This window comes from Saccharomonospora sp. NPDC046836 (assembly GCF_040645195.1).
GTDB lineage: Bacteria > Actinomycetota > Actinomycetes > Mycobacteriales > Pseudonocardiaceae > Prauserella_A.
Map to the genome: position 1 here is coordinate 218,070 of NZ_JBEYXW010000006.1, position 20,810 is coordinate 238,879.

The 20,810-nt window shown below is 68.9% G+C and carries 22 protein-coding genes, 1 tRNA gene and 1 pseudogene; 12 read left to right on the forward strand and 12 right to left on the reverse strand.

The window, feature by feature from the left end; all coding sequences use genetic code 11:
* Window positions 1–17: 17 nt before the first annotated feature.
* On the reverse strand, window positions 18–635 hold the full coding sequence (locus ABZ863_RS10895) for a TetR/AcrR family transcriptional regulator (protein WP_358533722.1): 618 nt from the start codon (window positions 633–635) through the stop codon (window positions 18–20).
* A 47-nt stretch (window positions 636–682) separates the two neighbouring features.
* On the opposite strand from ABZ863_RS10895, the pseudogene ABZ863_RS10900 reads away from it, so the two are divergent.
* The 3 genes and pseudogenes from ABZ863_RS10900 (at window position 683) to cutA (ending at window position 2,282) form a co-directional block, all read left to right on the forward strand.
* A pseudogene (locus tag ABZ863_RS10900) lies at window positions 683–1,415 on the forward strand (SDR family oxidoreductase).
* Window positions 1,412–1,780 (forward strand): hypothetical protein, encoded by a 369-nt coding sequence (locus tag ABZ863_RS10905; RefSeq protein ID WP_358533724.1) that lies wholly within the window; start codon window positions 1,412–1,414, stop codon window positions 1,778–1,780. Before ABZ863_RS10900 ends, ABZ863_RS10905 begins: the two are co-directional and overlap by 4 nt.
* Before the next feature lie 172 nt (window positions 1,781–1,952).
* Entirely contained in the window at window positions 1,953–2,282 is a 330-nt protein-coding gene (gene cutA / locus ABZ863_RS10910) for a divalent-cation tolerance protein CutA (protein ID WP_358533727.1), read from the forward strand.
* A 29-nt stretch (window positions 2,283–2,311) separates the two neighbouring features.
* Here the strand turns inward: cutA and ABZ863_RS10915 are convergent, their stop codons facing one another.
* From ABZ863_RS10915 to ABZ863_RS10940, 6 genes are all read right to left on the reverse strand, one after another.
* Complete coding sequence (locus ABZ863_RS10915) at window positions 2,312–3,559, reverse strand: acyl-CoA dehydrogenase family protein (RefSeq protein WP_358533730.1); 1,248 nt, start codon at window positions 3,557–3,559, stop codon at window positions 2,312–2,314.
* Window positions 3,559–4,581 carry a phosphotransferase family protein gene (locus ABZ863_RS10920; protein WP_358533733.1) on the reverse strand — a complete coding sequence of 341 codons (1,023 nt, stop codon included), beginning with the start codon at window positions 4,579–4,581 and terminating at the stop codon, window positions 3,559–3,561. Before ABZ863_RS10920 ends, ABZ863_RS10915 begins: the two co-directional genes overlap by 1 nt.
* A 33-nt stretch (window positions 4,582–4,614) precedes the next feature.
* Complete coding sequence (locus ABZ863_RS10925) at window positions 4,615–5,076, reverse strand: MaoC family dehydratase (protein WP_358533736.1); 462 nt, start codon at window positions 5,074–5,076, stop codon at window positions 4,615–4,617.
* The gene (fabG, locus tag ABZ863_RS10930) at window positions 5,073–5,834 is read right to left on the reverse strand and encodes a 3-oxoacyl-ACP reductase FabG (protein WP_358533739.1); all 762 of its coding nucleotides are present in this window, start codon (window positions 5,832–5,834) and stop codon (window positions 5,073–5,075) included. The genes ABZ863_RS10925 and fabG overlap by 4 nt, the downstream gene beginning before the upstream one ends.
* 30 nt (window positions 5,835–5,864) lie before the next feature.
* The gene (locus ABZ863_RS10935; protein ID WP_358533741.1) at window positions 5,865–6,548 is read right to left on the reverse strand and encodes a DUF998 domain-containing protein; all 684 of its coding nucleotides are present in this window, start codon (window positions 6,546–6,548) and stop codon (window positions 5,865–5,867) included.
* A 63-nt stretch (window positions 6,549–6,611) separates the two neighbouring features.
* Window positions 6,612–7,739: a DnaJ domain-containing protein gene (locus tag ABZ863_RS10940; protein WP_358533743.1), complete on the reverse strand. Its 1,128-nt coding sequence runs from the start codon at window positions 7,737–7,739 to the stop codon at window positions 6,612–6,614.
* A gap of 121 nt (window positions 7,740–7,860) precedes the next feature.
* On the opposite strand from ABZ863_RS10940, the gene mmuM reads away from it, so the two are divergent.
* The 3 genes from mmuM to ABZ863_RS10955 all read left to right on the forward strand — a co-directional run bounded on the left by mmuM (window position 7,861) and on the right by ABZ863_RS10955 (window position 12,551).
* Window positions 7,861–8,775 carry a homocysteine S-methyltransferase gene (gene mmuM, locus ABZ863_RS10945; RefSeq protein WP_358533746.1) on the forward strand — a complete coding sequence of 305 codons (915 nt, stop codon included), beginning with the start codon at window positions 7,861–7,863 and terminating at the stop codon, window positions 8,773–8,775.
* A gap of 40 nt (window positions 8,776–8,815) precedes the next feature.
* Window positions 8,816–10,393, forward strand: coding sequence for a serine/threonine-protein kinase (locus ABZ863_RS10950; protein ID WP_358533929.1), 1,578 nt, complete (start codon window positions 8,816–8,818; stop codon window positions 10,391–10,393).
* Between the two features lie 94 nt (window positions 10,394–10,487).
* Window positions 10,488–12,551: a VanW family protein gene (locus tag ABZ863_RS10955; protein ID WP_358533749.1), complete on the forward strand. Its 2,064-nt coding sequence runs from the start codon at window positions 10,488–10,490 to the stop codon at window positions 12,549–12,551.
* Window positions 12,552–12,944: 393 nt separating this feature from the next.
* On the opposite strand, the gene ABZ863_RS10960 is transcribed toward ABZ863_RS10955, so the two are convergent.
* Together ABZ863_RS10960 and selD are read right to left on the reverse strand one after the other, a co-directional pair.
* Complete coding sequence (locus ABZ863_RS10960) at window positions 12,945–13,541, reverse strand: YbhB/YbcL family Raf kinase inhibitor-like protein (RefSeq protein ID WP_358533752.1); 597 nt, start codon at window positions 13,539–13,541, stop codon at window positions 12,945–12,947.
* Between the two features lie 56 nt (window positions 13,542–13,597).
* Complete coding sequence (gene selD / locus ABZ863_RS10965) at window positions 13,598–14,593, reverse strand: selenide, water dikinase SelD (protein WP_358533755.1); 996 nt, start codon at window positions 14,591–14,593, stop codon at window positions 13,598–13,600.
* Between the two features lie 60 nt (window positions 14,594–14,653).
* On the opposite strand from selD, the gene ABZ863_RS10970 reads away from it, so the two are divergent.
* The 3 genes from ABZ863_RS10970 to selB all read left to right on the forward strand — a co-directional run bounded on the left by ABZ863_RS10970 (window position 14,654) and on the right by selB (window position 17,789).
* Window positions 14,654–14,746: transfer RNA gene (locus ABZ863_RS10970), tRNA-Sec, on the forward strand.
* A gap of 23 nt (window positions 14,747–14,769) precedes the next feature.
* Window positions 14,770–16,062 carry an L-seryl-tRNA(Sec) selenium transferase gene (selA, locus tag ABZ863_RS10975; RefSeq protein WP_358533758.1) on the forward strand — a complete coding sequence of 431 codons (1,293 nt, stop codon included), beginning with the start codon at window positions 14,770–14,772 and terminating at the stop codon, window positions 16,060–16,062.
* The gene (selB, locus tag ABZ863_RS10980; protein ID WP_358533760.1) at window positions 16,050–17,789 is read left to right on the forward strand and encodes a selenocysteine-specific translation elongation factor; all 1,740 of its coding nucleotides are present in this window, start codon (window positions 16,050–16,052) and stop codon (window positions 17,787–17,789) included. Before selA ends, selB begins: the two co-directional genes overlap by 13 nt.
* Before the next feature lies 1 nt (window position 17,790).
* Here the strand turns inward: selB and ABZ863_RS10985 are convergent, their stop codons facing one another.
* The 3 genes from ABZ863_RS10985 to ABZ863_RS10995 form a co-directional block, all read right to left on the reverse strand.
* Window positions 17,791–18,207 (reverse strand): DoxX family protein, encoded by a 417-nt coding sequence (locus ABZ863_RS10985; RefSeq protein WP_358533763.1) that lies wholly within the window; start codon window positions 18,205–18,207, stop codon window positions 17,791–17,793.
* 134 nt (window positions 18,208–18,341) lie between these two features.
* On the reverse strand, window positions 18,342–18,971 hold the full coding sequence (locus ABZ863_RS10990) for an alpha-ketoglutarate-dependent dioxygenase AlkB (RefSeq protein WP_358533765.1): 630 nt from the start codon (window positions 18,969–18,971) through the stop codon (window positions 18,342–18,344).
* Window positions 18,972–19,010: 39 nt separating this feature from the next.
* Complete coding sequence (locus tag ABZ863_RS10995) at window positions 19,011–19,298, reverse strand: antibiotic biosynthesis monooxygenase (RefSeq protein ID WP_358533768.1); 288 nt, start codon at window positions 19,296–19,298, stop codon at window positions 19,011–19,013.
* Window positions 19,299–19,454: 156 nt separating this feature from the next.
* Between ABZ863_RS10995 and trxA the strand changes: the two genes are divergently transcribed.
* The 3 genes from trxA (at window position 19,455) to ABZ863_RS11010 (ending at window position 20,588) form a co-directional block, all read left to right on the forward strand.
* Window positions 19,455–19,823 (forward strand): thioredoxin, encoded by a 369-nt coding sequence (trxA, locus tag ABZ863_RS11000; RefSeq protein WP_358533771.1) that lies wholly within the window; start codon window positions 19,455–19,457, stop codon window positions 19,821–19,823.
* A 73-nt stretch (window positions 19,824–19,896) separates the two neighbouring features.
* Window positions 19,897–20,172, forward strand: coding sequence for a PASTA domain-containing protein (locus ABZ863_RS11005; protein ID WP_358533774.1), 276 nt, complete (start codon window positions 19,897–19,899; stop codon window positions 20,170–20,172).
* Window positions 20,173–20,324: 152 nt separating this feature from the next.
* Entirely contained in the window at window positions 20,325–20,588 is a 264-nt protein-coding gene (locus ABZ863_RS11010) for a hypothetical protein (RefSeq protein ID WP_358533777.1), read from the forward strand.
* The last annotated feature ends 222 nt before the right edge of the window (window positions 20,589–20,810 follow it).

Consider the following 20,810-nt stretch of genomic DNA (forward strand, 5'->3'; position numbering starts at 1 on the left):
TGCAGGTGGCCCGCCGTTCAGGCTGTGGTGTCGGCGCCCAGCATGCGCAGCGCCAATTCGCCGTACTCGCGGCCGAGTGCGGCGGGGGACTGGCGCGATCGGTCGCTGTACCAGCGCGCCACGTCGATGCCGAGCGACAGCACGGCGCGTGCGGCCGTCCCGACATCGCCGACGTGGAAGTGGCCCGACTCGACACCGGCGGCGAGCAGATCACGCACGATGCGTTCGATGTCGCGGCGCAGCCCGGCCACCACCGCGTACTCCTCCTCCGGCAACGCGCCGAGCTCGTACTGCACCACGCGCGCCACCAGGTGCCGCCGGGCATGCCAGGCGACGAACTGCTCGACGATCGCGCGCATCGCCGCCGGCGGCGACTCCGCGCTGGCGGCAGCCTGCTCGACCAGAGCCAGCGCCTGCTGGTGGCCGCTTCGGCTGATGGCGAACAACAACGCCGCCTTGGACGGGAAGTGCACATACAGCGCGGCAGGGCTCATGCCCGCATTCGTGGCGATGTCGCGCGTGGTGGTCGCGTGATATCCCCGCTGCGCAAAGGACTCCACGCCGGCCAGCATCAGCCGCCGTGCCGTCTCCGGCTGGACGTCGGGCCACAACTCGGCCGCCAACGACATCGACATGTCTGGATTGTAAGCGAGCGCTTAGCGTGGAGAGGAGATCGGCACCGGTGAACTCGCTCAATGATCGCGTTGCCATTGTGACAGGCGCCAGCCGGGGCATCGGACTCGGTATAGCCAAGGACCTGGTCGCGCGCGGCGCGCAAGCCCGATCCGCTCGCGGAGGCGGTCGGGGAACTGGGCGGTAGCGGCGCGGCGATCGGCGTGCCGGGCAAGGCCGACGACCCGGCGCACCAGGACGATGCGATCGCCCGCACGATCGAGACGTTCGGCGGCCTGGACTTCCTCGTCAACAACACCGGGATCAACCCGGTGTACGGCTCCATTCTGGACGTCGATGCCGAGGCGGCGGCCAAGCTCTTCGACGTCAACGTGTTGTCTCCACTGGTCTGGACACGCAAGGCGCGTGACGCGTGGATGGGCGAGCACGGCGGCGCGATCGTCAACGTCGCCTCGCTTGCCGGCCTCAGGACCTCACCGGGCATCGGGATGTACGGCGTCAGCAAGGCCGCGCTCATCCGGCTGACCATGGAACTGGCGGCTGAGCTGGCACCGGCCATCCGCGTCAACGCTGTCGCGCCCGCCGTGGTGAAGACCAAGTTCGCGACCGCGCTCTACGCCGACCGCGAGGAGGAGGTCGCCGCCAGGTACCCGATGAAGCGGCTGGGCGTGCCTGCCGACATCGCGGGCGCCGTCGGTTTCCTGCTGTCGGAGCAGGCCGGCTGGATGACCGGGCAGACCCTCGTTGTCGACGGCGGTGTCGGTTTGGGCGGTGGGTTGTGACTCTCGAGGTGGTCGGCGCCGGGGTGGTCCTCACCGGCGGCGGTGGCGCGTCCGCGGTCGCCGGTGAGGTCCGTGGGGTCGCGATCGCCGGGGACACAGCAGGCGAGGAAGGTGTGCGCCGGCTGATCACCGAGGCGCAAGCGGTGCTGGCGAGATCGACCTTTTCTGCGCCAACGCCGGTGTCCTGCGGCACGGGCCCCGATGCGGCGGAGGCCGACTGGGCCCTGTCCTGGGAGGTCACTGTCATGGCACACGTGGGCCGCCTGGGAGCTGCTGCCGGGCGGCGCGCACGCCGTCGTGGACACTTCGATCTGTCCGCTGGGCGTGCGCACCAGGATGCTCACCGACACCGGCAAGGACGGTGAGCTCATCATGGGCGCGTCGCAATCGAATCGGACCACCGAGACCGACCGCTGGCTGGGCGGCATGAACAAGCTGCAGCGCTAGGTCGAGCAGTTCTCCGGTGACTGAGCCGACCGTGCATTACTTCTGTCAGGAGAGGCGAGCAGGTCGAGCGAGGGCTTCTACCCTGGTGCCATGTCTGCCGAACACGTCGTCGTCGTGACCACCGTCGACTCCGAGGACGCCGCTCGGCGCCTGGCAGCCGGTGCCGTCGAAGCACGGCTCGGCGCGTGCGCTCAGATCGTCGGCCCCATCACCAGCGTCTACCGCTGGGAGGGCGCGGTGGAGACCGCGCGGGAATGGCGGGTCGAGGTCAAGGCCGCTGCCGACCGTGCCGCGGCGCTGGCCGACCACCTCATCGCACAACACAGCTACGACGTGCCCGAGGTGATCGTCACGCCCGTCACCGGCGGCAGCACTGCCTACCTGTCGTGGCTGGACAGGGAAACGCGACCGGTCGACTAGACGTCAGGCCGTGACAGCGGGTGCGTTCATCACCGATACCTTGTGAGTTCGTGCCTGCCGAGGGAACGCTTGTGCACCTCGTCGGGGCCATCAGCCAGCCGCAGCATCCGCGCGGCCGCCCAGAGCTCGGCGAGTGGGAAGTCCTGACTGACGCCACCGGCGCCGTGGGTCTGGATGGCTTTGTCGAGAATCCACTCCACCGAGGCCGGTGTGGCGATCTTGATCGCCTGGATCTCGGTGTGCGCACCCTTGTTGCCTTTGTTGTCCATCAACCAGGCGGTCTTGAGCACCAGCAGTCGCAGCTGCTCCACACGCACGCGCGACTCGGCAACCCACTCCTGGATCACGCCCTGTTCGGCGAGTGGCTTGCCGAACGCGACACGAGACGACGCGCGCCTGCACATCAGCTCGATCGCGCGCTCGGCCATGCCGATCAGCCGCATGCAGTGATGGATACGGCCTGGGCCCAGCCGGGCCTGCGCGATCGCGAAACCGTCGCCCTCCGCACCGATGAGGTTCTCAGCCGGCACTCGCACGTCGTCGAAAACGACCTCGGCGTGCCCGCCGTGGTCGCCGTCGGTGTAGCCGAACACCTGCATGCCACGTTTGACGTGCACGCCGGGCGTGTCCCGCGGGACCAGCACCATGCTCTGCTGGCGGTGCGGGGCCGCGCCGGGATCGGTCTTGCCCATGACGATGAAGATCCGGCAGTTCGGGTTCATCGCGCCGGAGATGTACCACTTGCGCCCGTTGATGACGTAGTCGTCTCCCCGGCCGGCTACGGCCTTCTCGGCGGGGATACCCCCACTGTCGCGTTCGATGCGTGTCGTGATGTTGCGAGCATCGGAGGACGCGACATCCGGCTCGGTCATGGCGAAGGCCGAGCGGATCTCGCCGTCCAGCAGGGGCCGCAACCACTGCTTGCGCTGGTCCTCGGTGCCGAACATGGCGAGGACCTCCATGTTTCCGGTGTCCGGGGCGGCACAGTTCAGCGCGATGGGTGCCAGCGCCGGGCTGCGACCGGTGATCTCGGCGAGCGGCGCGTACTGCAGGTTGGTCAGCCCCGCGCCGTACTCACCCGGCAGGAAGAAGTTCCACAGCCCGCGCCTGCGCGCCTCGGCCGCGAGCTCCGCGACGACCGGCACGCTGGTCCACGGGTTCTCCCGTGCCTCGAGCTGTTCATGGAACACCGGCTCGGCGGGGTAGACGTGCTCGTCCATGAACGCCAGGAGCCGTTCGCGGAGTTTCTCGGTCGTGCTGTCGAAGCCGAAATCCATCAGTCCTCCTCGAGAGTGGCGTTGCCGTGCGCCACGAGCGGAGCGACTCCCGCGCCGATCTTCGCGAACCCCTCGCCAACCGTCTTGCCCTGGCTGAACCGGTAGTAGATGCCTTCGAGGATCGCGGCCAGCTTGAAGAACGCGAACCCGATGTACCAGTTGAGTGCCGAGACGTCGCGCCCGGAACGCTCGGCGTACCGCGCGATCACCTCGTCGCTGCCGGGATAGCCGGGTGCCCCGCTGACGTTGGTGACGAAGCTCAGATCGAGCTTCCTCCGTTCGGTGTAGGCGACCAGCAGTGCGAGGTCGGTGAGCGGGTCACCGAGCGTCGACATCTCCCAGTCGAGTACGGCGGTGATCCTGTCGTGCGCGCTGACGAGCACGTTGTCGAGGCGGTAGTCGCCATGCACGATCGCAGGCGCCGGGGAGTCCGGGATGTGTGCGGCGAGCCGCTCGTGCAGTGACTCGATGCCGGGCAGGTCGCGGCTGCGCGAGGCGTCGAGCTGTTTCTTCCAGCGGCGCAGCTGTCGCTCGAGGAAACCGTCCGGGCGACCGAAGTCGGCAAGGCCGACCTGGCTGGGGTCGACACTGTGCAGGTCGACCAGGGTGTCCACGAGCGCGTTGGCAATCGAGTGGGTCCGCTCGGGGCCGAGCGGCGCCAGTTGCTCCTTGGTTCGATACGGCGTCCCGGCCACGAAGTCCATGACGTAGAAGGGCGCGCCGAGCACCGTGTCGTCCTGGCAGAGCAGCAAGGTCGGCGGTACCGGCACGCTCGTCGGTCCGAGTGCGCTGATGACCCGGTGTTCCCGCGCCATGTCGTGCGCGGTGGGCAGGACATGACCCAGCGGTGGGCGGCGCACCACCCACCGCTTCGCGCCATCGGTGACGAGGTAGGTCAGGTTCGACCGGCCGCCCTCCACCAGCTCGGCGGTCAGCGGGCCCCGCACCAGGCCAGGCCGCTCGCGGTCGAGGTACGCGCGCAGCCGGGTCAGATCAAGACCCGGCGGGTCCTCATCGCCCATGGGAGACCCTCCTTGTGAGCGGCCGGCACTCAGTCAGGGAACCAGCAGCGAGACCATCTCGGCGACACATGCCGGCTTCGGCTCGCCGTCGATCTCGATCGTCCAGCGCACCACCGCCTGCTTGCCCTGCGGCACATCGGTGACCTGGGCGAGCTCAGCGCTCGCCCGTATCTTCGAGCCGACCGTGACCGCCTGCGGGAAGCGCACCTTGTTGAGCCCGTAGTTGATGCCCATGCGGAGCCCCTCGACCCGGTAGATTTCCCGGCCGAACATGGGGATCAGCGACAGGGTCAGATACCCGTGGGCGATCGGTGCGCCGAACGGGCCGGTCGCGGCCCGCTCGGGGTCGACATGGATCCACTGGTGATCACCGGTGGCGTCGGCGAACAGGTTGATCTGCTCCTGGGTGACCGTGTGCCAGTCGCTCTGGCCGAGCCGCTCATCAGCGGCTGCGGTGAACTCGCCGAGGTCGGAGAAAATGCGCATGCCGCTCATGCCCTCGGGCCGCCGGCCACGTAGATCACCTGGCCGGAGACGAACCCGGCACCGTCGCTGACCAGGAACCCGGCGACGTTGGCAATGTCCTCGGGCTCGCCGACCCTGCGCACCGGGATCTGCTGGGCCGCGGCCTTCTTGAAGTCCTCGAACGGCATGCCGACCCGCTCGGCGGTGGCGGCGGTCATCTCGGTCGCGATGAAGCCGGGTGCGATCGCGTTCACGGTCACACCGAACTGGCCGAGCTCGATCGCCAGCGTCTTGGTGAACCCCTGCAGTCCGGCCTTCGCCGTCGCGTAGTTGGCCTGCCCGCGGTTACCCAGCGCGGAGGTGCTGGAGAGGTTGACGATGCGGCCCCAGCCCTGTTCGGTCATGTGCTTCTGCACCGCGCGGCTCATGAGGAAGGCACCGCGCAGGTGCACGCCCATGACGGCGTCCCAGTCGCCCTCGCTCATCTTGAACAGCAGGTTGTCGCGGATGATGCCGGCGTTGTTGACCAGCACCGTCGGCGGGCCGAGCTCGTCGGCGACCGTCTGGACGGCTGAGGCGACCTGGCCCGCGTCGCTGACGTCGAGTGCGACCGCGAGCGCCTTGCCGCCGCCGGCCACGATCGCGTCGGCTGCCGCCTTGGCGTTGGCCTCGTCGAGGTCGAGCAGTCCGACGGCGAATCCGTCACCTGCGAGCTTGCGGGCGATGGCGGCTCCGATACCACGGCCGGCCCCGGTGACGATCGCGACACGGGAAGGCGAGTTCGGCACTGGTTACCTCCTCATCGAGTAAGCGTGCGCTTAGCAACGTACCAGGGGAGCCGTCCCCGTGGGAGCGGCAGTGCGCCGCCGCAGCAGTCCGAGCGCGAGCGCGCCCACGGCGAGCACCTCGTTGAGCGCGAGCAGGCGCTCCACCAGACCGAGCGGGATCGCACGCCACCACGGCTCACCACCGGCCAGCATGAGCCCGACCGCACCGAGGATCACCCCGAACCAGCCCAGCGAGGTGATCGCCAGCAGCCGGGTGAGCAGGCGGGCGGCGGGGGAGTGCGGGAACGTCGCCCTCGCGGCCGCCAGTACCGCCAGCGGCAGGCACACGAAGGCAAGCACGCTGGCATAACGGTGGATCGTTCCGCCTAGGCTCGGCCCGACTGACCAGTCGGTTTTGGGGAACACGACGATGGTCAGCAGGCCCAGTATCCAGCCGGCTGCGAAGACGGTGGTCGCCGACAGTGGTCGTACCCGCCCGTTGCGTACGAGCGCGGCGAACGCCAGCGCCGACCCGGCGGCGATGAGCAGGACCGCGACGTCGAAGAGCCACTTGCCAGTACCCAGCGCGTACTCGCTGATCGTGCGCCGCACCGGGTCCACCTCCGTGGCGAACGGCAGCACGTGCAGCAGCCCCATCAGGAGGCTTCCGATGACCAGTGCGGCGAGCCCCGCCGCAGGCAGGGTACGGTTCCGGCTCTCCGCGGCGTCCCGCATGGCTCCCTCCGCTAGCGACTCGGCCCTTGCAGGTATTGAGCCATAGGGAGCGTGAGCGCGGTGTCAGCCCACCACCTGGGCGAGTACGGTTCGGAACACTTCACGGTCCACTGTGGATGGTTCGATCGCGAGCCAGTCGCCGATGTCGCGAACGAACTGCTCCGGGGTCGTCGGCGGGGTTGCCCCGGCGGGCTCCGGTTCCGTGGTGATGTCGCCCGAGCGGCTCGGATACAGGATGAGCGCGCCACAGACCTCGACACCGGGCAACAGCACCTCGAACGCCGCGACACCGTCAGCCAGCCTGCTGCCGCCGCCCCGGAAGCGCTGCCCGTTGCGGTAGAGCTGCCCCGTCTCGTCGCTGTCGTAGTGCCCCGGCAGCCACAGCTTCGACTCGATCAGCACGAGGCGCCTGCCACACAGGACGGCATGGTCGATATCGGCGAACACGGAGTCCGGCCAGGCGAGACCATGAAAGATGCGCACGCCGGGCAGCCGGGTGAGGTAGCGGGCGAGCAGGTCGGCGGTGAGCCGCTCGGCCACCTGATCGGCGTCGGCTCCCGGTGTACCGAACACACGCCTACCGCCGAACTCGCCGCGAAACGCCCGCACTGCGCGCAGTGTGGCGAGATGCCGCCGCACCAGTAGCCACGCCATCCAGCCCGCGGCGGCGAGTAGGAGCAGCCAGAGCACCAGCAGCCACACCGGCAGGGCACTGGCCAGCAGCGCGAGCGGTAATGCCAGCAGCAGCACGGTGCCCGCCGCGGCCAGTGTGGGCGCGTGCCCCGGCGAGCCGGGGTGGGCGTAATGCACGCGCGTGAGCTCGCCGACCGTATGCCACCAGGGGATCGTCGCGATGTCCACCCGGGGCCGTTGCGGGGTGAAGCCGGGCTCCTGGCCGAAACGGCGGGTCCTGGTGCGGAAACCGGGCCGCGGACGGGTCGCCGTCGTAACCGGTGCCGGGAAGTCCGTTGCCAGGACCTCGTGGTCCAGGTCGTCGTCGCGGTCGTAGGCCGCGCGGCGGATGGGGTCGCCGAGCGTCTCGTAGGCCTGGCGCAGTAGCCGGAACGTGCCCGCCGTGCCACCGGCGTCGGGATGCATCGACCGGGCGAGCGCGCGGTAGGCCGACTTGATCTCCGCGGGCGTGGCGTCCGGCCGTACCCCCAGGAGTTCGTAGTAGTCGACGTCGGGCACGCTGCACCTCCTCGGCAGCGCACACAATATGGCGTGCGACGCTCAGCGGCGTCACCACCCGCCCGGCGCCGCGGTATGGAACCCTTGTGTGCTAAGCGAAGGCCGGGACTACGCTCAGTGCGTGCTGACGGACGAGCCCATCGTGCTCGATGGTGGCCTGGCCACCGAACTGGAGGCGCGAGGGCACGACCTGTCCGACGCGTTGTGGTCCGCGCGGCTGCTCACCGACGCGCCGGAGGAGATCGTCGCCGCCCACGTCGCGTTCTTCCGCGCGGGCGCGGCAATCGCCACCACGGCGAGCTACCAGGCCAGCTTCGCCGGTTTCGCCGCACGCGGTATCGACCGCGCCGGTGCCGCCGCACTGCTGCGGCGCAGCGTCGAGCTCGCCCAGCGCGCCAGGGCCGAGGTCGCCGGTGATGGTCGGCGCCGCTGGGTAGCGGCCTCGGTGGGGCCCTATGGTGCGGTGCTCGCCGACGGTTCGGAGTACCGCGGCCGGTACGGACTCAGCCATCGCGAGCTGGTGGCCTTCCACCGGCCTCGCCTGGAGGTGCTCGCGGAGGCCGGGCCCGACCTGTTCGCACTGGAGACGGTGCCGGACGTCGACGAGGCCGCCGCCGAGGTCGCAGCGCTGGCCGGGGTGGGCATCCCGGCGTGGTTGTCCTACACCATCCAGCGCGGCCGCACCCGCGCTGGGCAGCGCCTTGCCGACGCCTTCGCCGTCGCGGCCGACTGCGCGCAGGTGGTCGCGGTGGGCGTCAACTGCTGCTCGCCGGACGACGTCGCCGACGCCGTCGCCGCCGCGTGGGAACTCACCGCCAAGCCCGTCGTCGTCTACCCGAACAGCGGCGAGCGCTGGGACCCCGCCGGCCGCAGGTGGACAGGGCGCTCGCGTTTCTCCGCCGAACAGGTGACCCGCTGGCGAGCAGCCGGCGCGCACCTGCTGGGTGGCTGCTGCCGCGTACGCCCGGCCGACATCGCCCGGCTGGCGCGCTCGCTCGACCGGTCGTCTGCGCCGATGCTGGACAAGCCCGCCTGAACGCAGCCTTTAACCTGTCCGCGTGACAGAGGACGCACCGGTGGGTGACGGGGAGGGGCGGCTGGTTGCCGGGCGCTATCGGCTGCAGAGCCGCATCGGCAGCGGTGCCATGGGCGTCGTGTGGCGAGCCGTGGACGATCGCCTCGACCGCACAGTCGCCGTCAAACAGCTGCTGCTGCCACCCGGGCTCAACGAAGATGAGACCGAGAAGGCCCGTCAGCGTGCCTTCCGCGAGGGGCGCATTGCCGCACGGCTGCAGCATCCCAACGCCATCTCGGTGTACAACGTCGCCGACGACGGCGGTCAGCCGGTGCTGGTCATGGAGTATCTGCCCTCGCACAGCCTCTCCGCTGTGCTCCAGGAGCGTGGTGTTCTGCCGCCTGCCGAGGCAGCCCGTATCGGCGCGCAGGTGGCGCTCGCACTGACCGCGGCCCACGCCGCGGGTGTCATCCATCGCGACGTCAAGCCCGGCAACATCCTCCTCGGCGCCGACGGCACGACCAAGATCACCGACTTCGGCATCTCGCGTGCGGCCGGCGACATCACCGTCACCAGCACCGGCCTGCTCGCCGGAACACCCGCGTTCCTGTCGCCGGAGGCGGCCAGGGGCGCCGAGCCCGGATCCGCCTCGGACGTCTTTTCGCTCGGTGCGACGCTTTACGCGGCGGTGGAGGGCAGGCCGCCGTTCGGCGATGCCGGCAACGAGATCGCGCTCCTGCACACCGTCGCGACCGGACAGACCATTCCGCCGCGGCAGGCAGGTGTGCTGACGACGACACTGCAGGCCATGCTGCGGACCGAGCCCGCCGAACGGCCGACCATGGTGCAGGTCGCCGAGGCGCTGCAGGCCCTCACCGAGGGCAGGGCACCCGTTGCGGCGGACCCGCCGACACTGCCGGCGACCGCTGCGGTGGCGCCCCCGCGCCGCAGCGCCACCCGGCTGGACCTGCACCCCGCGGCAGCGCCGCCACTACCCCCACGACCTCTACCCCCTGCACCGGCGCCTGGATATCCCGCGCAGGCCGGGGGCGAACGCTCGAACCGCACCCGGATCCTGATCAGCGCACTTGCCGTGCTCGCCGCGGCCGTGGTCGGCATTCTGGTGGCGGAGCTGCTGGTCGGCGTCAGCCGGAACGACAGCGGCGCGGCGCAGACCACGACGCCCGCGGCGACCACGTCGGCGCCACCGAGTTCGCCGCCGACCTCGTCCAGCACGTCGACGGTGCAGACCACCACGGCGGTGCAAGGCACCGCCCCGGAAGAACTCGAGCAGGCCGTCGCCGACTACTACGCGTTGCTACCGGATGACACCGACGAGGCATGGGATGGCCTCGGCCCGGGTCTGCAGGGCCAGGGACAGAAGCGGTACGAGCGGTTCTGGAAGGACGTCGACGCCGTCTCAGTGGTCCAGCCACCGCGCGTCCAGGACGACCAGATGGTCGAGGTGACACTGGAGTTCACCATGGACGGTGGTGACGTGATCCGCGAGGTGCACCAGCTCGGCATGGTGGTCGTCAACGGCCGGCCGCTGATCGACTCCGACCAGCTGGTCTCTTCTCGGGAAGTCAGGTCCGATCGCCAGCGTGGCCGCGACGGGGAGTCCGACGACGACGGCTGATGTCGCCGGGGTGGTCAACTGGGAATCGTGCCTGGTGAGGTAGTTTTGGCCGGCCCGAACCGACATGCCGCACCAGTGATCAGCCGGGGATACCTTGCAGGAGAACAGCTCGACCGACCAGCCGCAGGCGGCCACCCACGATGGTGCCGCCGTCGAGATGGCGCAGGTCACCCAGGATACCGCTGACGCGACCGTCGAGATGGCGGTAAAGCCAGCCACTGAGCAGCCGCAGGCCACCCAGGACGCCGCTGACGCGACCGTCGAGATTGCACTCGAGCCCGTGGCCACGGCGCCTGAGGAGTCGGAAGTGGACTCCGCGCGCACCCGGAAGCTGCGCAAGGCCGGGATCATCACGGCAGCCGTCGTCGGTGGGCTCGCTGTGCTGTATGGGCTGGATCTCCTGCTCACCCAGGGAGATGTCGCGCGGGGGCGGACCGTGGCCGGCGTCGACGTGGCCGGTATGACCAGCGCCGACGCCGAGGCACTCCTGCGCACCGAGTTGGAGCCCCGGCTGGGCGAGCCGGTTCGGCTCGCCGCGGCGGGCGCGGACCACACCCTTGATCCGGCCGAGTCCGGGCTTCGGATCGACTGGGCGGCGACCGTTGAGCAGGCCACCCAGCAGCCACTGAACCCGTTCACCCGGCTGGCATCGTTTTTCACCACCGACGAAATCGGTGTCGTCTCAGCGACCGAGCCGCAGCGCTTCGACGCGGCACTGGGACGCCTGCGGGACGAGATCGACCGCGACGCGGTCGAGGGCACCGTTCGCTTCGACGGGCTCACCCCGGTGGCCGAGAACCCGGTGCCGGGTGTGCGGCTCGACTTGCCCCACGCCCGCGCGCAGATCCTGAGGGACTGGGCCTCACGCGGCCCCCTGGTACTGCCCGTGACCGAGCTACCGGTACGGACCACCCCCGAATCGGTGCAGACTGCGCTCGCCCAGATCGCTGCACCCGCAGTGTCCGGTCCGGTCGCCGTGCGTGGCGAGGGCAAGGACGCCGACCTGCGGCCCGAGGTGATCGCCGCGGCGCTGACCTTCGAGCCAAGGGAGGACGGCTCGCTGGCGCCGAAGATCGACCAGCGTCCCGTCGTCGATGCGGTCGGCCCCGAGCTGGCCTCCACCGAGGAGCGTGGCCGCAGCGCCCGGTTCGACTTCACCGGCGGCAAGGTCACCATCGAACCATCCACCCACGGCCGCGGCATCGACTGGGCCGCCACGGTCGGGCAGCTGCCCGACGTGCTGCGCAACCGTGGGGACCGGGAGGTCACCGCGACCTACGCGGCGCAGCCCGCCGCACTGACCACCGAGGCCGCGCAGCAGCTCGGCATCAAGGAGGTCATCGGCGAGTTCACCACGCAGGGCTTCGCCTACGACTCCGGCATCAACATCCGCACGGTCGCCGAAAAGGTCGATGGTGCGGTCGTCAAACCGGGCGAGACGTTCAGCCTCAACGGCTATACCGGGCCGCGCGGCACGGAGCAGGGTTACGTCTACGCCGGTGTCATCGAAAGCGGCCGACCTGGCCGGGCGGTCGGTGGCGGTATCTCCCAGTTCGCGACGACCCTGTTCAACGCCGGGTATTTCGCCGGGATGAAGGATACCGAGCACAAAGAGCACAGCTACTACATCTCCCGCTACCCGGAGGGCAGGGAGGCCACGGTCTTCCAGAACCCGGACGGCTCCAGCGTCATCGACCTGAAGTTCACCAACGACAGCCAGACCGGCGTGGTCATTCAGACCATCTGGACTCCGTCGGACATCACTGTGCGGCTGTGGGGCACCAAGCGCTACGACATCCAGTCGATCACCGGTGAACGGTTCAACTACACCTCCCCGTGGACCGATGTCATGCCGGCGGGCAACTGCTCGCCCAGCAGCGGCGCGAGCGGTTTCAGTGTCAACGACACCCGCGTGATCCGGGAAACCGGTACGGGCGAGGAGGTTCGCCGCGAGACCCGCACGGTGGTCTACCGGGCGCAGCCGCGCATCGTATGTCAGGAGCCGGAACCCGAACCTGAACCCGAACCGGAGCCGAGCCCCACGTCGTCGTCGCAGCCACAGCCGGACGCCGGCTCCACGCCGGTCCCGGAACCGGAACCCGAATCTGGCGACAGCGACGACCAGCAGACCTCCGACGCGCCGGCTGGCGACGGCTGACCAGGCCTGCCTGGTCGCCGATGCGGTTGTCCCACTGGGCTGGCTACGGTTCCAGGCGTACACCGCGAACGCGCTGCGGATCATCGGCTGCGCCACATTGCGCACCCGGACGCCGCCGGGCGTCGCCATCGCGAGCGGTTACCCGCACAGGCACAGGGTATGCCGTGTACGGGGTTGCGAACAGCCGGACCAGGTCTGAGTGGACTACTCGTGCTGTGTGGATGCTCCGCGCCGGGCATGGACATTGAAATGGTTCATTCCAGCCGGTTGTGGATCACGTGATCGCCGACCCGCTCGTCGATGTCGGGCACACCGAGAAGCGGCGTGGACGGACCGTCAGGGCCCGAGGTCCACTGTACCGACCGGTGCCAGACGAACGCGCCGCGAGAATCGTCAACGGGCGAAGAGGCCCATGAGGGTGCCGGAGGCGAGGGTATGCCCCGCGACGGCGGCGTGCACGTCGCGGCCGGTCGCACCCGAGCCGAGCCCGAGCGGGCGATCAACGGCGTAGACACGGAAAAAGTAGCGGTGTGCATTGTCGCCGACCGGTGGCTGCGGCCCACCCCAGCCGAGGTCCCCGAAGCCGTTGCTGCCCGTCGTCGCACCGGAGGGCAGGCTGCCCTCCCGCACCCCACCGCAGTCGGCTGGGAGACCGGTGACCACCCAATGCGTGAACGTACCCCCAGGCGCGTCCGGATCCTCGCACAGCAGCGCCAGTTCCACGGTGCCGTCCGGGGCCTGGCCCCACTCGAGCGGTGGCGACACGTTGCCGCCCTGGCGGGAGTAGCGCTCAGGGATGAGCATGTGGTCGCTGAACGCGGCACTGTGCAGCTCCAGGTTTCCGGTGCCGGGGGGCTCGTCGTTCGCAGGTTCGTGGTCGCCCTTCGCGGCGCGCTTGGGGTTGCCTTGCCGCCGCGCATCGTCGGCGGGCTGGTCGGGCTGGCTCTCCTCACGGTCGGTACGCGACCGTCCGCGGCGCATGTGCGGCATGAGTTCCTCCTTCCCGGCTCCGTGACGAGGGTTGCCGTGTTCGCAGACGGCGAAACTCAGCGGACGATGATCGTGTGCTCGCCGCGGCGGGTGACCAGCTCACCGATCACCGGTACTCCCGGCAACTCGCCGGCCAGCAGCAGCCCGCCCGAGGTCTGCGCATCGGCCAGCAAGAGTGCCGTGCCGGCGTCCACGGCGGACAGGTCGGCGTGCGGGCGTACCCATTCGAGGTTGCGCCGGCTGCCGCCGGGTACGAACCCACCCCGCAGCGCCTGGCGCGCACCGTCGATGTAAGGCACCGCCGCCGAGTCGACGATCGCCGTGACCCCGCTGGCCCTGGCGAGCTTGTGCAGGTGACCCAGCAACCCGAAACCGGTCACGTCGGTGGCGCAGATGATCCCCGCGGCCACGGACGCACGAGAGGCCGCGTCGTTTAGCGTCGCCATCACCTCGATCGCCTGCTCGAACCGTTCCGCGGTGGCCTTGTGCTGGGCGTTCAGCACGCCGAGCCCGAGCGGTTTGGTCAGCGATAGAGGCAACCCGGCACGACCGGTGTCGTTGCGCAGCAGCCGTTCCCGATCGGCGGTGCCGGTGACGGCCAAGCCGTACTTCGGTTCGGGATCGTCGACACTGTGCCCGCCTGCCAGATGACAACCGGCCTGGACACAGACGTCCATGCCACCACGCAGTGTCTCCGCGGCCAGCTCGAATGGCAGCGTGTCGCGCGGCCAGCACAGCAGGTTCAGCGCGACCACCGGCCGGCCACCCATCGCGTAGACATCGGAGAGCGCGTTCGCGGCGGCGATGCGTCCCCAGTCGGAGGGATCGTCGACTACCGGTGTGATGAAGTCGGCGGTAGCCACGAGGGCCTGCCCGCCGTCGATGCGTACAACTGCTGCGTCGTCCCCCTGGTCGAACCCGACGAGTAGTTCCCCCACCGGTTGGGCCGGCGGTGGACCGGTGAGTCCGCGGACCACGTCCTCGAGCTCGCCAGGCGGAATCTTGCAGGCACAGCCCCCACCGTGCGCGTACTGGGTGAGTCGGTAGGCCATGTCATCAATCGTTGCGCTGCGCGCCGTGTCTCGCCGCGCGACGATGGCGTCATGGCCAAGGGAGGCGCTACTGGCCTGGTGACCGGCGCGGTCTTCAAAACCGTGGAACGGCAGGCACTGTCGTTGGCGGGTTCGATTCCCGTTCGCCTCCGCGCCGACGGCCGAGGTGCGCGGCCATGACCGACTCGCGGCGGCGCATCCCGCGCACTGACGCCTTGCTGGCAGAACCCCGGCTTGCCAAGGCGGTACAGGAGCTGGGTTCCTCGCTCGTGAAGGCGGCGATCGTGGCTGCGCAGGAGCGTGCCCGCGCAGGCCAAATCGATCCGGAAGAGGTCGCGGACGCCGCACTGGCCACCTTGCCGGCGACAGCATCGACGTTGCGGCCGGTCCTGAACGCGACGGGTGTCCTCGTGCATACCAATCTCGGCAGGGCGCCGCTGTCGGCTGCCGCGCTGGCCGCACTGCGAGCCGCAGGCGGCACTACCGATGTGGAGTTCGACCTGGCCACGGGCCGGCGGGCCCGGCGCGGCCGCGGTGCGCTCGCCGTGTTGGCCGAAGCGGTTCCCGAAGCCGGCGCCGTCCATGTGGTCAACAACAACGCCGCCGCGCTGCTGCTGTGTGCGCTGGCGCTGGCGCAGGGCAAGGAGATCGTGCTCAGCCGTGGCGAGCTCGTGGAGATCGGTGACGGGTTCCGGATCCCGGAACTCCTTATCTCGGCCGGCGCCAGGTTGCATGAGGTCGGCACTACGAACCGGACGTCGGTCGCCGACTATGTGGCTGCGCTCGGCCCGGCCACCGGGTTCATCCTGAAGGTCCATCCGTCGAACTTCCGCATCACCGGTTTCACCGCCGAGGCGGGCGTCGCCGAGCTGGCGCAGCTGGGGGTGCCGGTGGTCGTCGACATCGGCTCCGGGCTCCTGCGCCCGGATCCACTGTTGCCGGACGAGCCCGATGTCACGAGCATGCTGCGGTCCGGCGCCACGCTCGTCACCGCGAGTGGCGACAAGCTGCTCGGAGGGCCGCAGGCGGGGATTGTCCTCGGCGACCAGGTACTCGTCGACCGGTTGCGTAGACACCCTTCTGCGCGAGCCCTTCGGGTCGACAAACTGACCCTTGCCGCTCTGGAGGCCACGCTGCGTGGACCGGCGCCGCCCGTTTGCCTGGCCCTCCACACCGATCCCGCGGTGTTGCGGGAACGTGCCGAGCGTCTCGCTGTGCAGCTGACTCGGTGCGGCATCGATGCGCTCGCGGTCGACTCGCGGGCCACGGTTGGTGGTGGGGGCGCGCCAGGTGTGGAACTGGCGAGCGCTGCGGTGAGCCTGCCCACCGGCTACGCCGAGCGGCTGCGGACCGCTGATCCGCCCGTGGTCGGTCGTATCGACCGTGGCCGCTGCCTGCTGGACCTGCGTGCGGTCGATCCGAGCGACGACAAACTGTTGCTGAAGGTCGTGTCGCGATGCACGTGCTAGCCACCGCAGGGCATGTCGACCACGGTAAGTCGACGCTCGTGCGACAGCTGACCGGTATGGAACCGGACCGGCTGGCCGAGGAACGACGGCGCGGATTGACGGTCGATCTGGGTTTCGTGTGGATGGAGCTCGCCGGCGACATGCTTGCGTTCGTGGACGTTCCCGGCCACGAACGTTTCGTGCCGAACATGCTCGCAGGCGTCGGACCGGTCGCCGCGGTCATGTTCGTTGTCGCCGCTGACGAGGGCTGGCGGGCGCAGTCGACCGAGCACCTTGCTGCGCTCGATGCATTCGGGGTACGGCACGGACTGCTCGTCGTCACCAAATCCGACCGCGCCGACCCCGGCCCGGCGCTGGTGGAGGCGCGGGACCGGATCGCGGCCACCACACTCGGCGACGTTGGCGCTGTTGCCGTCAGCGGGCACACCGGTGCGGGACTCAACAGACTGCGCGACGCGCTCGCCGGCCTCGTCGCCCGCCTTCCGGCAGCGGATCCCGATGCCGATATTCGGCTGTGGGCGGATCGCGTGTTCACCGTGCGGGGCGCGGGCACCGTGGTGACAGGCACGCTCGGCGCCGGCACCCTCCAGGTCGGTGCGGAGTTGGAGATCGGGAGTACCGGAGACCGGGTCGTCGTACGTGGCCTGCAGTCGCTCGGTGTGACCCGAACCGAGGTTGCTGCCGTTGCCAGGGTGGCGATCAACTTGCGTAGTGTCGACCGTCACGCCGTTCGCCGCGGAGATGCGTTACTGAAGCCCGCCGTTTGGCGGCGCACCACCGAGCTGGACGTCCGGCTGCGCGGCGATAGAGCTGTGGATCTCCAGCGCGAGCTGGTGCTACACGTCGGTTCCACCGCGGTCCCGTGCCGGGTTCGTCCACTGGGGACGGATACCGCGCGACTGTCGCTGCGAACGGCTCTGCCGGTGCGAGCGCACGATACTGGTTTGCTGCGTGATCCCGGGGCGCACCGAATCCCAGCTGGGTTCGAGGTCCTCGACCCCAGTCCGCCGACGCTGCGCCGCAGGGGTTCCGCACGGGACAGGGCCCACGAACTGGACAGCGGCGCCGCCGCGGCCGGCTATGTGCGCAGGCATGGTGCCGTGCCGACCGACGAGCTGCGGGCGTTGGGTTGGGAGCCGGCCGGCATGCTGATCGGGAAATGGGCTGTGGACGAGCAGCTGTTCGCCGCGTTGTCGGGCCGCGCGTTCGACCGCGCCGCGGAGTGGTCCGTGCAGAACCCGCTCGCAGCAGGCATGCCGGTGGACCAGCTCCGGCGCGATCTCGGCGTGCCGGCGCAGGTACTGGTTGCTGCTTTGCGTGGAACCGACCTCGGCGTCTTCAGTGGACTGATTCGGCGGACGGACGCTACCGACCGATTACCGGGCAGGGTGGAGCGTGCGGTCGCGGAGGTCGAGCGCCGTCTGGCCGCGCGACCTTTCGTCGCGCCCGAGGCGGACGAACTCGACCACCTCGGCCTCGGCACACGGGAACTCGCGGCTGCCGAACGCGCCGGCCGGTTACTGCGCATCACAACAACTGTCGTCCTAGCACCTGATGCGCTCACACGAGCGGCACGTGTGCTTGCAGGGCTCAGCAATACGTTCACTGTGAGTGAGGCGCGCCGCGCGTTCGGTACGACGCGCCGCGTTGCTGTGCCGCTGCTGGAACGCCTCGACGCAGCCGGGATCACCCGGCGGCTGCCGGACGGAACCCGCAGTCTGTGCTGACTCAGCCGAGGGAGATCAGTGGACCGGTGATCGTGAGACCCAAAGTGCTGACCGATGCGAAAAAGCCGAACAGCATCAGCGAGGCACCTGCCAGTGCCATGTCCTTGTTGAATTGGATCATCTCGAACTGCCGAGTTTCCGGGTCGGATTCCTTCCAGAAGGCGTGCATTAGAAATGCCGTCGGTACGAGGAAGACCACCAACAACAGCGCACCCAGGTCGGCCCAGACACCGAACAGGATCATGAGTGCGCCGATGCCCATGACGACACCCGAGGCCTGTACCGCCAGGCGAGCGTTTGGGATCCCGCGCGCTTCCGCATAAGCGGTCATCGCCTGCGTCTGCGTCAGATGCCCGAACGCAGAGCCGAGGAACAACGCGACAAACAAGATCCGCCCGATAAACACGACAACACTCATCACACACCCCTCGGTCAGAGGTCGAGAACCACATAGTGGGCGCATGTCGCGAATAGTGCAATTGGCGGGCAGCCGTTCAGCACCTCACGCGGCCCGCCACCTGACTTGGTGGCAGATTCCCCAGGTGCTTGCTATTAGCGCACGCCCTGAGGACGGAACTGGATGCTGATGCGCGGGCCGACCGATTTGGTCGTCTTGGGCACGGCGTGCTCCCACGTGCGCTGGCATGAGCCGCCCATGACGAGCAGGTCGCCATGCCCGACGCCGTACCGGACGGTGCCACCGTGCCCGTGCCGCGGACGCAGCAGCAACGCCCGCGGCGCGCCGACCGAGAGGATGGCCACCATCGTGTCCTCGGAGCTGCCACGGCCGATCGTGTCCCCATGCCACGCCACACTGTCCCGCCCGTCCCGGTAGTAACACAGCCCAGCGGTACGGAATGGTTCGCCGAGCTCGTCACCGTAGTGCTCGCTCAGTGCTGCCCGTGCCGCGTCGAGCACCGGATGGGGAAGTGCCTCATCCTCCCCGTAGAAGCAGAGCAGTCGGGGTACGTCCACGATGTGGTCGTACATGTGCCTGCGTTCCGCTCGCCAGGGCACTTCGGTGACAAGACGGTCGAACAGGGCGTCAGCGCCCGCCAGCCAGCCGGACAGGACGTCGATCCATGCGCCGTGGCTCAGCGCCGTGCGGCGTCCTGTATCGAGCGGTTGCAGTGCGGTTTCCTCGGCCGCTCCGAACAGTGACCCCTGAAAGGCGAGGTCCATGCGACCGAGTCTACCTGAAATCGAACAGATGTTCTACAGTCAGGTCAGAGGGCGCTCGTTCGTGACGTCGTACTCGGCAACGGAAGCGTGGACTATTGCGGCGCGCTGGTCATCGCCAGGCCCGGCGCCTCGGAACGACTCAACGGCCACCCGCGAGTCCCAGCGCTCGAACACGTTGATGCGGCCGACATCGATCAGATCCGCGCTGATGGTGAAATCGAGGCAGCCGGGCGCACGGCGAGCCTGTTCGACGATGCGCACGCAGTCTCGAAGGTAGGACTCGCGACCTTGTGGGGTGACAAGGATGTGTCCTGCGACGATGACCATTTATTACTCCTCCTGTGTCGGATCGGATCGGCGTATTGGAAGTACTGACCGCCCGTCGTGGCTGAAGTCATCGCTTGGACGTCTTCCCGCCGGCCGGAATGACCTACCTGCCGACGGTGTTGCCATACCTGTACGGGTATCCGGCGAAGGGTGATCATGGCGACAGTCGAGCTGACGAGTGGGAACTTCGAGGAGGTAGTTGGCAAGGACGGCATCGTTTTAGTTGACTTCTGGGCATCGTGGTGCGGCCCGTGTCGCATGTTCGCGCCGGTCTTCGAGCAGGCCGCTGGCCGGCATCAGGACATTGTCTTCGGCAAGGTGAACACCGAGAAACAGACGGCACTTGCTGAGGCGTTCGGGATCTCGTCGATCCCGACACTGATGGCCGTTCGCGACGGTGTCGTGCTCTACGCGCAGCCTGGCGCGCTGCCTGAGCAAGTGCTGGAGCAGTTGATCGACAAAGTCCGCGCCATCGACATGACTGAGGTGCGGCGTGAGATGAGCAATTCGGGTAACCGTGACTAATGGCCCCTGCGGAACCGGGCGAACAGCTGTTCGTGAGACGGACATACAGGGGGAAGGCTCCTACAATCGTGGCATGCATCGACCTCGACCGGTGACGGAGGTGCCAGACGTGGTCGGGCTGGGCGCCCAGGACGCATGCTCGATCGTGAGAGGCGCTGGTCTCGTGCCCGTTGGGCCCGACGGTGCCGACGAGCCGACGTCGGGTGTCGTCACGGCGCAGCGACCGGTGGGCACGGCGGGGGCAGAGAAGGGCACCGAGGTCGTGCTGTGGACCCATATGGGGCGGGACGTGTATGCGGATCTGGTGCCGCCGACCCCTGTAGAGTCAGCCGAACTCGATCCGGTGTAGCCGCAAGCGATCACAAGCGTTGAGTCGCCAACGGTGACATTACGTGGTGGGCAAAGAGTTGTGCTCATGGACGCCACAGGGCCGGAGGTCCCTGGCGAACGGGACCTCCGCCGGGCGCGGATCGTAACTCGGGATCCTTACCGTGTGTCGGTATGAACCCGACTCATCTGCCGCACGTGCCGAACGCGGAGCAGCGCCACCGCGCGGCGCGCGTCCTGGCACACTACGCGCGTGATGCCGCCGATCTAGCGGACCTCCTCGACATGGTGGGGCTCACCGCTGAGGAGGGGTTGCATCTGGCGCTGCAGGAGCCGGAGGAGTCCGCGCAGCACAGCGCCCGGCCAGCGCCGGATCCGGCAGAGGTCAGGCGGCTGTCCCGGGTTGTCCTGGCCTGCTACGACGCTGCCCCGCGGTAAGTCCGGTCTGCAACATGCGCGACCTGCACTGCCAGTTGCTCTCCCAGCCGCTGAGCACGTTCGGTTTCGCCGTCCACTAGCCGTCCCTTCGAGGGGATCACGAAGAACGTCGCTGCAGAGCTCACAATCCGACAGCCCGGTTTCTTCAGTCGCTTGCGCGCTCTCCCAACCGTGCTTTCCACAGGACTTGTTGATCTTGATATCGAATGCGGCATCGTGTGT